The organism is Ramlibacter sp. GS1-15 (assembly GCF_057785015.1).
Genome location: NZ_JBYNTU010000001.1, coordinates 1,074,493 through 1,089,170, shown reverse-complemented (window position 1 = coordinate 1,089,170; position 14,678 = coordinate 1,074,493). Strand labels below are relative to the sequence as shown.

At 67.9% G+C, this 14,678-nt stretch carries 11 protein-coding genes; 6 read left to right on the top strand and 5 right to left on the bottom strand.

The annotated features are described in order from the left end of the window. Positions 1–10: 10 nt before the first annotated feature. From AC3EF3_RS05370 to AC3EF3_RS05350, 5 genes are all read right to left on the bottom strand, one after another. A complete protein-coding gene (locus AC3EF3_RS05370; protein WP_488531123.1) occupies positions 11–1,195 on the bottom strand; it encodes a GNAT family N-acetyltransferase in 1,185 nt (394 codons plus the stop codon). Further along, complete coding sequence (locus tag AC3EF3_RS05365; RefSeq protein WP_488531122.1) at positions 1,192–2,376, bottom strand: FAD-dependent monooxygenase; 1,185 nt, start codon at positions 2,374–2,376, stop codon at positions 1,192–1,194. The genes AC3EF3_RS05370 and AC3EF3_RS05365 overlap by 4 nt, the downstream gene beginning before the upstream one ends. A 1-nt stretch (position 2,377) precedes the next feature. After that, positions 2,378–3,601 (bottom strand): carboxylate--amine ligase, encoded by a 1,224-nt coding sequence (locus AC3EF3_RS05360; RefSeq protein WP_488531121.1) that lies wholly within the window; start codon positions 3,599–3,601, stop codon positions 2,378–2,380. An 87-nt stretch (positions 3,602–3,688) separates the two neighbouring features. Then, positions 3,689–4,780, bottom strand: a complete 1,092-nt coding sequence (locus AC3EF3_RS05355) for a hypothetical protein (RefSeq protein ID WP_488531120.1) — start codon at positions 4,778–4,780, stop codon at positions 3,689–3,691. Between the two features lie 49 nt (positions 4,781–4,829). Beyond that, positions 4,830–6,245 carry an Ig-like domain-containing protein gene (locus tag AC3EF3_RS05350; protein ID WP_488531119.1) on the bottom strand — a complete coding sequence of 472 codons (1,416 nt, stop codon included), beginning with the start codon at positions 6,243–6,245 and terminating at the stop codon, positions 4,830–4,832. Positions 6,246–6,614: 369 nt separating this feature from the next. On the opposite strand from AC3EF3_RS05350, the gene AC3EF3_RS05345 reads away from it, so the two are divergent. The 6 genes from AC3EF3_RS05345 to AC3EF3_RS05320 all read left to right on the top strand — a co-directional run bounded on the left by AC3EF3_RS05345 (position 6,615) and on the right by AC3EF3_RS05320 (position 14,666). Then, a complete protein-coding gene (locus AC3EF3_RS05345) occupies positions 6,615–8,024 on the top strand; it encodes an undecaprenyl-phosphate glucose phosphotransferase (protein WP_488531118.1) in 1,410 nt (469 codons plus the stop codon). Positions 8,025–8,042: 18 nt separating this feature from the next. Next, the gene (locus AC3EF3_RS05340; RefSeq protein ID WP_488531117.1) at positions 8,043–9,284 is read left to right on the top strand and encodes a polysaccharide biosynthesis protein; all 1,242 of its coding nucleotides are present in this window, start codon (positions 8,043–8,045) and stop codon (positions 9,282–9,284) included. A gap of 1 nt (position 9,285) precedes the next feature. Beyond that, on the top strand, positions 9,286–10,389 hold the full coding sequence (locus tag AC3EF3_RS05335; protein WP_488531116.1) for a glycosyltransferase: 1,104 nt from the start codon (positions 9,286–9,288) through the stop codon (positions 10,387–10,389). A gap of 78 nt (positions 10,390–10,467) precedes the next feature. After that, on the top strand, positions 10,468–12,627 hold the full coding sequence (locus tag AC3EF3_RS05330; RefSeq protein WP_488531115.1) for a GNVR domain-containing protein: 2,160 nt from the start codon (positions 10,468–10,470) through the stop codon (positions 12,625–12,627). Then, positions 12,617–13,750 (top strand): hypothetical protein, encoded by a 1,134-nt coding sequence (locus AC3EF3_RS05325; protein ID WP_488531114.1) that lies wholly within the window; start codon positions 12,617–12,619, stop codon positions 13,748–13,750. Before AC3EF3_RS05330 ends, AC3EF3_RS05325 begins: the two co-directional genes overlap by 11 nt. Beyond that, positions 13,722–14,666: a polysaccharide deacetylase family protein gene (locus AC3EF3_RS05320; RefSeq protein WP_488531113.1), complete on the top strand. Its 945-nt coding sequence runs from the start codon at positions 13,722–13,724 to the stop codon at positions 14,664–14,666. Before AC3EF3_RS05325 ends, AC3EF3_RS05320 begins: the two co-directional genes overlap by 29 nt. Positions 14,667–14,678 lie beyond the last annotated feature (12 nt).

The window sequence follows — 14,678 nt, the reverse complement described above, 5'->3', positions numbered from 1 at the left end:
CGTGTTCGAGTCACTCAGGGCCCACCACTCTTCCCATCCCCTTCTCCTGGTTCAGGACGGCGCCGCCCAGCGCGCGCCGGACGGACGCCATTCCATTCAGGTACAGCCGGTGGACACGCTGGTTCTGCTTCAGGCGCATGCGGGCCTCGATCATGAACAGCAGCGTGCGGACCGCCAGCTTCGCGAGGGGCCCTCGCGCCAGGCCGATCACCTGGTGGAGCGGCTCGAAACCATCCGCCAGCTCGACCTTGTAGCGCTCGTCGCCACCGAGGAATTCGATCCGTCGGATCCCTTCCGCAGAGGCCTGTGACATCGCATGCAGCAGCGTCACCTGGCCCGGCGAGAACCGCGCGAACTCCGGATCGAAGGCGATCCGGTGCAGGTACATCGTCGTGCCGAGGATGAACCAGTACTGGAACGCGATCGGTCGCCCGTCGATGCGCAGCGTGACGATGCGCACCGCGTCGCGGCATGCCAGCGCGCGCGCGGCGTCGCGGTGAAAGCCATGCTTGCTCGGCAGGCCGAACGTCGATCCGTCGGGCCTGCCCCGCCACCGCAGCGCATGGATCTCGAACGCGTGCTCCAGTTCGCTCTCGACCTCCCCGGGTGTACGCGCCGCCGTCCAGCTCACTTCCCCCCGCTCCGCGAGCTGGCGCAGCCGGCGACGGTGCAGGTTGCGCGTCTTCCGGCCGATGCGCGACGAGTAGGCCGCCTCCCAGCCGTCGGGCATGCGCAGAACGGGCGCATCCACGCGCCGCAGCACGGTGAGCCTCGGGTCCGCGTTGAGCCCCGCCAGCACGCCGGTGCCCGGACAGCCGAACACATCGAGGTAGTCGAAGGGCAGCGCCTGCAGGCGGTCCAGCAATGCGCGACCGATGGACCCGTCCGCGTCGCCGACGGCGAGGAAGTCGCCCAGGGCGGATTCGTGCCCGCCCAGCACGCGGCACACCCGAAGGCCGTGCCGCCGCCGGATGTACATCGGCGCGAGCCCGACCAGCGTCGATCCCCGTCGCGCGGTCACGATCGCGAGGTCCGCGCCGGCGCCGAAATGCTGCCACCAGGCCGTCACCCAGTCGTGCAGCAGGAAGGGGCTAGGACGCGCGGCCGCGAGCACGAGCCGGTCCCAGTCAGGGCCGAGCCCGCGCAGGCCCTCTGCGTCCGAAACCACCGCGAGTGTCAGGTCGCCGGGCCTCATGGTGTTTCTCCCGGCACTCCGGCCAGTGGCGGTCTGGCGATCAGGCGGCCGCGGGCCTGGCGGGCCGTACCGATCGCGAGGCGCACCAGAAAGCGGGCCCAGCGTTCCGCGCGCCAGTAAGCGCCCTCGTCGATCGACACCGAGCGCAGCCTGTAGGCCTCCCGCATCGAGCGGCGATCGCAGGCGACCTTGACCGGGTCCACGTAGTAGGCGGCGACCTTCTCCTGGCCCATTCCTTCCGATTGCATCCACTGCGGGATGTAGACGTTGCACAGGCGCTCCACGTCGGTCAGCACCTTGTCGGCGCCGGTCCCCGCGGCGGGACAGGAGGTCGCGAAGGCGTCGCCCACCAGCACGATCCCCGGCTGCAGGTAGCCGCGCGTCACGTACAGGTCGGCCGGCCTGATCTTGACGGGGCCGAGGACTTCCGCCGGACCGAGAACCTTGGCCAGGCCGGGCATGACCGAGAGCAGCGCGGCCATCGGCTCGTCCCGCATGGCCCGCAGCCACGGGTCGTCCATGGTTCGGTAGCCCATCAAGTTGGCGTGCATCGTGTGCCCGATGGGGAACAAGGTGATGTAGGCGAGGCGGTCGCTCGCGTGCTCGGGGTAGTAGGTCATCGCGCGGAAGTCGAAGCTGCTGCGACCCACCGGCTTGAGGTCGAAGGCGAGCGTGACCGAATGGCACTTGCTCAGGTCCTCGCGCGACATCCCCATCGAATGGCGCAGGCCGCTGTTGAGCCCGTTCGCGATCACGACGAGGCGCGCGACCATGGACTGCGCGCTGGACAAGGTGACGGTCTGGCGGTCCGCCGTGTTCGCGACGGCAACGACCTTGTCGCAGATGAATTGCGCGCGCGGCGGCATCGTGGCGCGCACGGTGTTCACGAGCGTGTCGTAGAGGATCCCGTACTGGTCCCCGGGCCGCTTCTCGACGACGTGGGCGAAGCGCGCCACCCAGCATTCACCATCGTACGTGGCCGCGGGCAGCACGAGTTCGGCGAGGCCGGTGCGCCGCAAGACTTGCACCTGTTCCCCGTCGAACTTCTCGCAGCGCAGGTCGGGCGGATACACCGCGTGGGGATCGACGAGGACCACCTCGAAGCCCCGCCGGCCCAGCATCGAGGCCGCGATCGAGCCCGCGAGACCGCCCCCGGCAATGACGATGTCCGTTTCCCGCATGTCAGGGACGCTGCGTTCCAGGCTGCGGCCGCACGGCGCCCGCGCGCTTCACTCGCCGCAGCAGCATCCGCCCGAAGGTCGCGGGCAGGTCGACGATCCCGGGCAAAGGGTCCCTCCAGCTGAAGCACGCGCAGCTGCGCACCCGCGGCCAGGTCGCCGCGTAGGCCGGCAGCGCCCGCGGACGAAGCCGGCCGGACTGCGCCGCCGCGACCAGGTCGCGCGCCGCGAAGATCCAGGCCACGCCCGGCCGCACGTCGACGTTCGCGACCGGTGCGCCGCAGGCCACGGAGACGATCGCCCGGCCGAAGTCCACACCGGCGGCCGCGGCAAGCGCCATCCAGTTCCAGGGACGCGGGTTCACGTCCAGCAGCTTCAGCCCACCGTCGCCGGGATCGCGCTTGAACTCGATTTCGACCAGGCCGTGATGGCGGATCGAGCGCAGGAACGTCTCGGCCGCTGCGGTCACCTCCGGCAGCCGCGCGCTCACCACGTAAGTGGACGTGCTGCCGAACTCGACGGGATATTGCCGCAGCCGGCGCGCCGCGAGGCTGACCACCGGCGCGCCCTGGTTCCAGAGGCCGGCGTACGAAAGCTGGTGCTCTCCGCCGCCCGGAATCAGCTGCTGTGCGATCACGTGCTCTGCGCCGACGAGTTCACAAGCCGACTGGTAGCGCTGCCGGAACTGCGCCCAGTCATCCACCCGCCAGCCGCGGTCGTCGGTGAAGCGGTTCGTCTCGACGCGCATGCTCGGCTTGAGCACCAGCGGGAAGCGCAGCCCGGCGGGAACGCGTTGTTCGAACTGGGCGGGTTCGTAAACGCGCGGAAAGCCAAGGCCCAGTTCGGCCGCGCGCTTGTAGGCCAGCGACTTGTCGCAGGCCCAACGCAAGTCTTCCCAGGGCGACGTGAGGACACGGAAGAGCAAGGACAGGCGCGCATGTGCCTCGGACACGAACCGCACCTCCGGGTCCGCGCCCGCCACGAGAATGCTGCCGGTCAGCGAGTGGGCACGCGCGGCGTCTTCGAGCGTGTCCAGCGCACGCGGATGACTGGTGCCGACCCAGGGGATGACTCTGCGGACGGCGTTGGAGTACGACGCGCAGCGCGTCTCTTCCGCGACCAGCCACACCTCGGCCCCCGCGCGCTTGAGCGATCGTGCCAGCGCCAACGTGCCGTACGCACCGCCCAGCAACACCACGCGAACCGGCTCCGAGTTCCTGCGCTCCATGCGCCGATTTCAGTCCGCGGGCCGAACCTGCGCATGGGACAGGCGCACCAGATTTCCTGGTTGGAATGTCCCTGCGAGCTCCCTGCGCTACTTCCGGCGAGCGTCGATGTCGGCGTCGCTCATCAGGCCGCGGCGTATGACCTCGTCGCGCTCCTGCGGCGTGAGCTGGCCGCCGGCGAATGCGGTGTAGAGGTACAGCTGCGGCTTGGGCCGGCCGAGGTCGTACATCAGGCCGAACATGCCTTCGGGGCGGCCCTTCTCCGGCTCGTCCAGCAGCTCATAGACGTGGACCGACTCGATCTTCACGGCCGTCTGCCTGATCAGGTCCGCCATGTGCTTCCTGAAGGCCCGCAGGCACTGCTCGGTCAGCGGCTGCCCGGCCTGGTTCTCGTAGGCCGCCTTGTAGATCTCGCCGCAGTTGAACTCGTTGAAGTGCACGGGCTTGCCGAACCTGGCCAACTGGACATACGGGCCGCCGGGACCCCACCAGGGATCCGTGAGCAGGCTGGCATTGACTTCTTCCTGGTAAGCGTGAAAGCCGATGACGTCGAACAGGACGCCTTGTTCCTGCATGAACGTCACGAAGCCGAAGTCGCGGCCCGTCAGCCCGAGGATGGCGCGAAGCGGCAAGCCGGAGCGGGCGGCAACGTCCCTGATCGCGCGCGACATGCCGCGCAGACCCGCCGCCAGCGAAGCGAGGCAGCGCTTGCCGTGGAACGGCGCGGAGGACGTGCCCATCCGGTTCCAGTCGGTCTCGGCACGAATTTCCGGACGCAGCTGGTTTTCGTTGAGCAGCTCGAAGTCGTGGACGATGTCCTTGATCTTCTCGACGCCTGCCATCGCATCCTTGTAGGCCGAACTTTCCACGGCCGCGAGATCGGGGTTGCAGGAATGGTCGTTGCCGAACGGAGTCCACAGGACCACCTGGACGCTGGCGCCGTTGGCACGGATCTTCTGGACCTGGTCGCGCAGCGCGGCCGTGTCGTGCCAGGAAATGAAATCCATCCGGGCCGTGGTGAAGTTGCGCTGCTTCATCAGGGCCGCGCGCTGCGCGTTGAATTCGGGCGTGCCCCCATGGTGGATGTTCACGCCGAAGTCGAGCGCACCGGCTCGCGCGCACGCAAGGCCAAGCGCCAGCGCAACCAGCGCCCTGCGCGAGCCGGAACTCCTGTTGCCCATGGTCGTGGCATTCTGCGCGAAAGCGCCGACCATGGGTTGGCCGCGCCGGTCAGTACGTGGTCACGGTGCTCGAGGACGACGACTCGTTGCCCGCGGCATCGCGCGCCAGCACGGTGATCGTGTTGGACTGCGCGCGCTTGGGCAGGCGGAAGGTGCAGGTGGTGCTGGTACCGGTGCAGTACGCCTGCCCATTCAGCGAGAAGGTCAGCGAGGCGATGCCCACGTTGTCGCGCGCCGTCGCAGTGACGGTGAGGGCGCTGTGGCGCGGGAACGCCGAGCCGTTGGCCGGGCTCGTGAGTGCGACCGAAGGCGGCGTTGTGTCCGCCGTCGTTGCCGGCGCCGGGGCCGGTGCCGGCGCGGGGGCCGGTGCCGGTGCGGGGGCGGGTGTCGGCGCGGGCGCGGTGGCCGTCGTCTGCTTCATCGCGGCGATCTGCGCGTCCGTGAGCAGTCCGCGGCTGGTGATCGCTGCCTGCTCGGTGCTGGTCAGGTTGCCGCCGGCATGCGCCGCCACCAGGAACATCTCGACCTTGGGCTGGGTCAGGTCGTACTGCAAGCCGAAGCGGCCTTCCGCGCCGGACTTCGAGGGCTCGTCCAGCAGCTCGTAGAAGATGACCGATTCGATCGTGGCGCTGGTGCTCGCCTTGATCTCCTGGAGGTGGTTGTTCACCGCCTTCAGGCACTGTTCGGTGTCGGGCTGTCCCGCCGTGTTCTCGTACCAGCCGTCGTAGATTTCGTGGCAGTTGAACTCGTTGACCGTGATGGGTTTGCCGAAGCGCGCCAGATTGGGGAACGGCCCGCCCGCGCCGTAGTACGCGTCCGTCAGCAGGCTGGGACTGTTGTAGCCCTGGTAGATGTGGACGCCCGTGACGTCCCAGGTCACGCCATGTTGCTGCAGCCAGTAGAGCCATCCGTAATCGGGGCCGAGGACGCCCATGATGACGCGCTGGCCCTGGTCGTGGACGGCGCGCGCCGCGCCCCTGATCGCGGCCGTGCGGTTGGCGACGCAGGCCTTGTTCGCGTAGCCGGCGGTGCTGTCGCGCTGCGAGCCGAAGGGCACTTCGGGGGTGATGTACGGGTCCAGCTGGACCTCGTTGAAGATTTCCCAGTCGTGGACGATGTCCTTGAACTGCGCCACGACGTTGTACGCATCGTTGTAGGAATTCTGTTCCACCGCGGCCGGGTCCACACCGCAGTTGCCTTGCCACTCGTAGCCGTTGTGGTAGACCATCTGCACGCGACCGCCGTTGGCGTTGATCCTGATGACCTGGTCGCGCAACATGCTCTGGTTCGCATAGCTGCGGTAGTCCATGCGCGCCTGCTTGAGGTTGCGGTTCGCCATGACCGAGGCCACGCTGGCGTCCGTCGTGGTGGAGCCACCACCTTCGTGAATGTTCACCCCGATGTCCATCGCGTACGCCTGGGTGGCCAGCACTGCCGCCGCGAGCGGCGTCAGCGCGCGTTTCATCACTTGTCTCATCTCTTCCATCACTCCTGTACTGATCACTAAAGGCCGGCCTGTGGCTGAGCCATTCAAGAGTGGCGGATGGTAGTGATGAGGATGAGTCGCGGATGAGTTGCGCTCGGGTAAACGTAAGGGGATGGTTTGTACCCGTAACAACTGCTGGGCTTCAGCCGATCCAGCTCAACAGGAAATTACGGCTCGTTGCAGGATCCGCCGCCCTGCGCGGGCGGCATCCCCGCGAGGCGTAGGCGGGCAATCGCACGCTCCTCCTAGGGTTTCGGGACATTCCACCCATGCACACGCCACCCCTGCTCCGTACATTGATTGCCGGACTCGACCTGGTCCCGGGAGCAGACGATGGAGCGCGGACCCTTGAAGATCTATCCCCAGGGGACTCCCGTGGAGTTCTCCGGCACGCAGCGCTGGCACTGGGCCCACCTGATCAAGAGCGCTATCGACCCGCTGGTGGCGATCGCCGTTTACCTCGGGCTCCTGTGGCTCTACGGCAGGCCCGTCACGGGCGCGGATCTCGCCGTGCTGGTGCTGACGCTGTTCCTGATGTCCGCCTCGGAGATCCCGTTTCGCGTGTTCACCGGCCGCGTCCTGCTGACGCTGGCGGCCACGTGGTTGCGGGTCGCCGCCGGTGTCGGCGCGCTCTGGATGGCGGGCAAGCTGTTCGAACTCAAGCTGGAGCTCCATCCTGTACTCACGCTGGCCTGGCTCGCCCTCGCGCCCGCCGCCATGCTCCTGGTCCACTTCCTGGCCCCGCGATTCGTGCCGCCCGCATGGGGGCTGTACCCGCGCCGCAAGGTCGTCATGGTGGGCGTCAACAGCGTCGCGGTGCGCGTGGCACAGTGGATCGCGGAACGCGACAGCGAGGGCCAGCAGTTCGTCGGCTTCTTCGACGACCGCAATGCGGCGCGCCTTGCCGAATTCGGCGCCCGCCGCGTGATCGGCCGGATCGCGGACGTCAGCACCTATGTGAAGCAGCATGCGATCGGCGCCATCTACATCTCGCTGCCGATGGCCACGCAACCGCGGATGGTCGCGCTGCTCCACGAATTGGCCGACACGACCGCTTCGATTCACTTCCTGCCGGACATCTTCGTGTCCGACCCGATCCAGGCGCGCGTCACCACGGTCGCGGGCCTGCCCGTGGTGTCGGTGTGCGAATCGCCGTTCGATGGCGCGGCGGGCGCGATCAAGCGCGTGTTCGACCTGACGCTCACCGTCGCGGCAATGCCCTTGTGGATCCCGTTGATGCTGGCGATCGCGGCGCTCGTGCGTTTCACCTCGAAGGGTCCGGCTTTCTTCCGACAGCGCAGGTACGGCCTGGACGGCAAGCCGATCGTGGTCTTCAAGTTCCGCACGATGACCACGCTCGAGGACGGCGAACACACGTACACGCAGGTGACGCGAGACGATTCGCGCGTCACGCCCATCGGCCGCATCCTGCGCGCGACGTCGCTGGACGAGCTCCCGCAGCTCCTCAATGTCCTGTCCGGCAGCATGAGCCTCGTCGGCCCGCGTCCGCACGCACTGGCCGTCAACGAGCAGTACAGGAAGCTGATTCCCCGCTACATGGTCCGGCACAAGGTCAAGCCGGGCATCACGGGATGGGCGCAGGTGAACGGCTGCCGCGGCGGCGACGACCTCGAGGCGATGCGCAGGCGCACGGCCTTCGACCTCGCGTACCTGCGCTCCTGGAGCCTGGCCCTCGATGTCCTCATCGTCATGAAGACGGTGAAGATCCTGGTCTTGGGCGACAAGACCGCGTATTAGCGTCGCGGAGCGATCACGGTGGGACAGGCCACGAGCACTTCAACCGCGATACCCGATCCGTTCACCGGCGTCGATCGCGCGCGCACGTCACACGTCGTGCTGGCGAGGTTCGTCGCCGCCGCCCTGAACGTGGCCCCGCCCCTGGTGGGCTCGTATGCGCTGGGCCGCGCGTCCTACGGCATGGTCGCGTCCGTGCTCGCCATCGCGACGATGGTGTTCGGGCCCATCGGCGTGTGCCTGAGCCAGAACCTGCTCAGGCTTCTGTGCACGGCGCAATCCGCGGAACGCACCGTCGGCGCGGCCCTGCTCTTTTGCACGGCGATCGCCATGACCATGTCGATCGCCCTCCTGGCCGGCGCGGTGTCCCGGGCGGACGCATTTCAGCTGGCCACGCTGGTCGTGTCGCTCACGCTGCTGCGCATCTGCGAAGTGCAGTTGATCAGCGCGGGGCGGGTCGTGGCATCCATCGTCGTCTTCTTCGCGGCGCCTCCGCTCCTGAGTTCCGCCGCGTTCCTGGTGGCCGCGTCCGTGGGAGGCGGCCACGCCGCCGGAGCGGCTGCGCAATCGATCGCCTACTGTGTCGCCGCCGCGTTGGCGATCCATGCGTCCAAGGGCGTGAGATCGCTGCTGGCGCGTGCCCTGCGCGCTTCCGCGACATCGGTCGTGCGTGAACTGGCCGCTTCATCGTCGTTGATGGTCAGCGGCGCGGCCGCGGCGGCGGCGGAATTCCTGCCCGTCGTCCTTCTGCGCGGCCTGGGCGCCTTCGCGGTGATACCGGTCTTCGAGATCGCCCGCAAGATCGCCTCCGTCCCCACGACGCTGGCCAATCCGCTGGTGAACCAGGTGAGCCCGGCGATCATCCGGGCCTATGCCGGCGAAAACCGGCGTGAGATCCGCCGGTTGCTGCGACGGGTCTGCCAGCGCATGTCCTATGCGGGAATCGCCTTCTTCTGCCTCGTCGCGGCGACCCTGATCGCAGGCTCCTACATCCCGCGCATCGAGGACGTCGCCGAACTGCTGGTTCCCCTGTCGCTCGGCACGGCCGTGGTGATGTGGTGCATCCCCTACCAGTCGCTGCTCGTCGCGGCGCGTGGCGACCGCTGGTTCGGCATCAGCAGCGGAGTGTCCGTCGTTCTGCTGCTCGCCATCACCCACATGTGGTCGGCGCTCGGCCCGGGACTGGCCGTCAGTTGGGCCGTCGCGTGCAGCGCCGCGGCGAGCGGGCTGATCATCAGGTACCGCGCGATGAAGGAGGCCTAGCGTGAGCCAGAACGTCCATATCGTGCACGTCGTCGAGTCTTTCGCAGCCGGCACGTTGAGCATCGTCTGCCAGATGGCCAATCGCCAGGCGGCCGACGGCCACCGCGTCAGCCTCGCGTACTCGCTGCGCGCGGAGACGCCACCGGACTGGCGCGCGCGGCTCGATGCGCGTGTCGAAAGCCACCATCTGCCGATGCAGCGCGCGCTCGCCCCCGTGGCCGACCTGACGTCGCTGATCCGGCTGGCGCGGCTCCTTTCTCGCCTGCGGCCCGACATCGTGCACCTGCATTCGTCGAAGGCCGGTGCCCTCGGGCGCATCCTCAGCCTGCTCCCCGGGCGCACGCAGTGGTATTTCTCGCCGCACGGCCTGTCGTTCCTGCAAAGCAGCGCGGCGGGACAGGTCCATCCGCTCTATCTGGCGCTGGAGCGCCTGCTGGCGCGCCTGCCGGCTTCCATCCTCGCTTGCTCGCCCTCCGAGGCGGCGCTGGTGGAGCGTTACCTGCGACGCCGTGCCGTGCTCGTGCCGAACGGAATCGAACTGCACCTGGTCGGCTCGCATCCGCGTCCGTCGGGCGAGCGACCCTTGACCGTGGGCACGGCCGGCCGGATCTCGCTCAAGAGCCAGCCGGATTTTTTTGCCCGCGTGGCGAAGCGTCTGGCCGGCCGGGGCATGCGCGTCGTCTGGCTGGGCGGCGGCGATCCCGACTCCGAACGCAAGTTGCGGGAGGCGGGCGTCGAAGTCAGCGGCTGGCTGCCCCATGCGACGCTGCTCGAACGGCTCGCCGCGCTCGACATCTACGTGCAGGCGTCGCTTTGGGAAGGCTTGCCGGTGGCGGTGATCGAGGCGATGGCGACCGGACTGCCCGTGGTCGCCACCGACATCGTCGGCAACCGCGACCTGGTGCAGCATGGCCGCACCGGCTGGCTGGCCACATCGGAGGACACGCTCGTCGCTGCCGTCGAGCGGCTGGCCGACGACGCCGCACTGCGCCTGAGCTGCGGCAACGCCGCGCGCGAGTACGTGCTGCACCGGCATTCGACGGACAGCATGATGCAGCAGCTTTACCGGGCTTACGGCATGCCGGGCATCCCCGCGTTGTCCTAGGGATTCGGGACGTTTCACCCATGGAACTCGGCTTCGCCCCTCCGTACATTGGGATCGCGGCCAACCTGGGGAATGCAAATGAAATTTTCAGACGAACGGGAGCTGTTCGCCGCTGCGGGCCTGCTTCCACCGACGCCTCCCGTGCGCACCGAGCGCGCCACGCTGCGGAACTACCTGCAGCCCGTTTCGGATCACCGTTGGCTCATCCTTCTCGTCACGCTGGTTTCGCTGATCGCAGGCGGGGTTGCCACCGTGACGATGCCCCGTGTGTACGAGGCCAACCTCCTGATCCAGATCGCGGATTCGGCAGGGCCGCCCAAGAGCCTCCTCGGCGACACGGCGAACGTGTTCGACATCAAGACGCCCGCGACCGCGGAAATGGAGATCATGCGGTCGCGCATGGTGGTCGCCCCGGCTGTCGAGAAGAACGCGCTGATCGTCGTGGCAGAACCGCGCTTCTTCTCCCTGGTGGGCGGCTGGTTTTCGCGCGACACGCAGAACCCCTGGGACGGCGGCGCGCAGGGATCGAACGTCTGGTCCCACGCGGAACGAAGCATCAGCGTGCGCCAGTTCGAAGTACCCGCGCCCTGGGAAGGCCAGACCTTCACCCTCAGGAGCGAACAGGACGGCCGCTATTCCCTGCGCCATCGCTCCTTGCCTGCTCCCTTGCAGGGCAAGGTCGGTGAACCGCTTTCGGCCAGGCTCGGGAACGGGCAGCTGACGCTGCTGGTGACGGAGCTGAAAGGCGAGCCCGGCGCAGAGTTCAGCATCGTGCACAAGACGCGCGGGAAAGCCGTCGAGGACCTGCAGGACGCCCTCAAGCTCGCCGAGCGCGGCCGGCAATCGGGAATCATCGAAGTGACGTTGAGGGATACCGATCCCGCACGGGCTGCCGCCATCCTGAACGCGATCGGCGCGGACTACGTGAAGCAGTCGGTCGACCGCAAGTCGGCCGAAGCCGAGAAGACCCTCGCGTTCCTGAACAGCCGGCTTCCGGCCCTGAAGCAGCAGGTGGATCGCGCCGAGGATGCATACAACAGCTTCCGGGCACGCAGGGGCTCGGTGTCCCTCGAAGACGAGGCGCGCATCGCCCTGAACCGGATCTCTGACCTCAACACCAAGCTCGCCGAAACGCAGCAGAAGAAGCGCGACCTGCTTTCCGAATTCGGGCGCCAGCACCCGTCGGTGCGGGTCCTGGACGAGCAAATCTCGGGACTGCAGGGAGAAATCCGCGGCCTGCAAGGCAGGATCAGCACGATCCCCGCGACACAGCAGGACGCGCAGAGGCTGGAGCGCGAAGTGAAGTCCAGCAGCGACCTGTACCAGCAGCTGAGGAACAGCGCACTGCAATTGCAGCTGGTGCGCGAAGGCCTGTCGGGCAACGCACGCATCATCGACCCGGCTGTGGCGCCGGACGATCCCGTTCGGCCCAAGGCCGTCATCCTGATGGGCGTGGCCGCTTCCGCCGGGCTCTCGCTGTCCGTGCTGCTCGCGCTGCTGCGCTCCGCCCTGGCCCGATCCGTCGCGACCGCGCGCGAAATCGAAGCCGCAACGGGGCTGAACGTCTACTCGTCGAGCATCCCGCAGACTGCCGCGCAACGCCGCGCGCGCCGCCGCCCGCAGCAGATCCTTGCGCTGTCCGAGCCGTCGGACGAAGCTGCCGTGGGCTTGCGGCAACTGCACACGCTGCTGCACCACCAGATGCGCGGGCGGGCCAACAACCGGCTCCTGCTCGCCGGCGCGACGAAAGGCGTCGGCGTGCACTTCCTCCTGGGCAACCTGGGGGCGATTTCAGCCGCAGCGGGGCGCCGCACCCTGCTGATCGACGCGGATCGGCACCATGGCTCGCTGCATCGCACGCTGGGCCTGAACGGCACGCCCGGCCTGACCGAATTGCTGTCGGGCAACTGCACGCGCAAGGACATCATCCGGGCCACCGATATCCCGCGGCTGGACTTCGTCGCCGGCGGCCGCACGCCGATGGACTTCGACGACCTGGCGACCTCACGCGAATTCCTGGACCTGCTCGAGCACGCATCGAAGGAGTACGACCTGGTGCTCCTGGCCGCCCCTCCCGTCCTTCGTTCGTCCGATACGCTGTCCCTCGCCCTGACCGCTGCCATGGTGGTGCTGGTGGCGCGGGCCGGCAAGACCTCGGCCGACGACATCGCGGAAGGCGCGCGGCGCCTGACCCAGGCCGGCCAGCTGCCCAGCGGGGTTGTGCTGAATGGTGTCTAGCGGCACGCCGGACCGGCAAGGCGCATCGCTCCTGGTCGCCGCCTGGTGGCTGGCGGTCGCCTGTGCCGGCCTGTTCGTGACCGTGTTCGGCGCCGAGTGGCTCCCCACGAAGGCAGGGCTGGACGCGGCCGTCATCCGTTCGTACATGGACGCACCCGATCTGTGGAACGGATGGAGTTTCGACGGCTTCATCAACACCGCCCGGTTCTGGTCGCTCGTCTTTGCGGTGGTGCCGCAGTCCTTCGCCGCGCCCGCCCTTTTCTGCCTGGTGGTTGCCGTCACCGTGCGCCTGCTCGGCGCCTTCGACGTGGACCGGATGCGCTACCACCTCCTGGCCGGGGCCTGGATCGCATGCTCCTCGTTGTTCCTGGGAGGCCCCAACAAGGAAATGATCGCGCTGCCCATCGCGCTCTGGTTGTGCATGGCGACGTCCCCGGGCGCCCGGGTGCTTGCGACCCTCCTTTTCCTGGCCTACGCGGCATTCTTCCGCCAATACTGGGCGATCTGCTACTTCTATTACGCCGGCGTGCTTTTCGCCACGAGGATGCATCTTGCCGGGCGGCCGCGGCTCGCCCTGTGCATCGTGGTCGCCGCTTACGCCGCGCCGTTCGTGCTGGCCAATGCGCTGGGCCTGGACCCCTTGACCGATGCGCGCACGACCGTCAACGCCGACCGCGTCGACAGCCCCGATGCACGGTCCGCGTTCGACAACACGTTCGAGAACACCGGCTTCGTCACGGATGTCGCCAACGCCGCCATCGCGTGGGCCTACATGAACGTGCCGGTCGCCTTGCTCGCCAAGTCTTCGCCCCACTACGTCTTCTTCGCGGCCTTCCAGATCGTCTCGCTCTGGTTCTTCGTGGCGGGCTTCGCGAATTTCCTGAAGGACTCCAGAAGGCTGCGCATGCCCGGCGCCGTGTATCGCCGCTGCGGGGCGTTCGTGGTGGCCTATTCGCTGACCCAATCGATCTTCGAACCCGACTTCGGCTCGTTCCTGCGGCACGAAGTGGTGTTCATGATTCCGATGTTGATCGTCGTGTTCTACCGCGCGCACGCGAAACGGGACCTGCGTGCCCCGGCCCTGGACCCCGGATATGGCAGGAACGTTTCTGCTTACCCTTGATTGCGAGGGCAAGTGGGGCATCGTCGATTGCCTCACGCCTCGCGACCGGCGCTGCTACACGTCACAGCGGCTGGAGGCTGCGTACGGGGAAGTGCTGTCCCTGCTGCACAAGTACCGGGTCGGGGCGACGTTCGCCTTCACCGCGGCGTTCTCGATGAGCCGCACCGACTTCGACCGGATGCGCGCGGACATCGACAGTTGCGGCGCCGCGGCGGCGCCCTGGATGCGCCAGGCGCTGCGCGAAATCGAGCGGGACGACGGGGACGGCTGGTTCGCACCGTCCTGCTTGCAGGCCGTGAGGGAAGCGCGAATCCACGAAATCGCGTCCCACGGTTTCTCGCACGTGCCCTGGGGCGCGCCGTATGCGACGCGAAAGCTCCTGGACGCGGAGCTTTCGCTCAACCGGAAGGTCGCCGGTTTCGACGCCGAGTCGGTCCAGACCTTCGTCTACCCGCGCAACCAGGTCGCCCACACGGACCTCCTGACGCTGCATGGCTTCCACGCGTTCCGGGACCGCCGGCCTTCGTTGGGTCGCCCGGCCAACTTGATGAGGGAATTCAACGTCTTCTCGCCCAGCGAGCGATTCGGTCCCACGGAGGGCTTGCCGGTGGCGGTGCCGGCCGGCCACTTCCTGAACTGGCGGCGCGGCCTGCGGCGATGCGTCCCGCTGTCGTTGACCGTGAGCCGGTGGCAACACATGCTGCGGCACGCGTCGCGCAACGGCGGCGTGGTGCACGCATGGGCCCATCCGGAGAACTTCGCCGGTATCGATTCGATGTTCCGCCTGCTCGAGAAGATCCTGCGCTTCGTCGCCGACGAACGCGAAGCGGGCCGGCTGCAAGTCGTGACCTGCAGCGAGCTGCTTCGGCTGTCACGGGCAGTGCAACAAGCGCATCCGGCCGTGCGGCATGCGTAAAATCGCTGCTCC

What these genes read in the sequence shown, in the direction of transcription:
- AC3EF3_RS05320 (WP_488531113.1), top strand. Translation starts at nt 13,722, where the DNA reads ATGGCAGGAACGTTTCTGCTTACCCTTGATTGCGAGGGCAAGTGGGGC.
- AC3EF3_RS05370 (WP_488531123.1), bottom strand. Translation starts at nt 1,195, where the DNA reads ATGAGGCCCGGCGACCTGACACTCGCGGTGGTTTCGGACGCAGAGGGC.
- AC3EF3_RS05330 (WP_488531115.1), top strand. Translation starts at nt 10,468, where the DNA reads ATGAAATTTTCAGACGAACGGGAGCTGTTCGCCGCTGCGGGCCTGCTT.
- AC3EF3_RS05355 (WP_488531120.1), bottom strand. Translation starts at nt 4,780, where the DNA reads ATGGGCAACAGGAGTTCCGGCTCGCGCAGGGCGCTGGTTGCGCTGGCG.
- AC3EF3_RS05360 (WP_488531121.1), bottom strand. Translation starts at nt 3,601, where the DNA reads ATGGAGCGCAGGAACTCGGAGCCGGTTCGCGTGGTGTTGCTGGGCGGT.
- AC3EF3_RS05365 (WP_488531122.1), bottom strand. Translation starts at nt 2,376, where the DNA reads ATGCGGGAAACGGACATCGTCATTGCCGGGGGCGGTCTCGCGGGCTCG.
- AC3EF3_RS05350 (WP_488531119.1), bottom strand. Translation starts at nt 6,245, where the DNA reads ATGAAACGCGCGCTGACGCCGCTCGCGGCGGCAGTGCTGGCCACCCAG.
- AC3EF3_RS05325 (WP_488531114.1), top strand. Translation starts at nt 12,617, where the DNA reads ATGGTGTCTAGCGGCACGCCGGACCGGCAAGGCGCATCGCTCCTGGTC.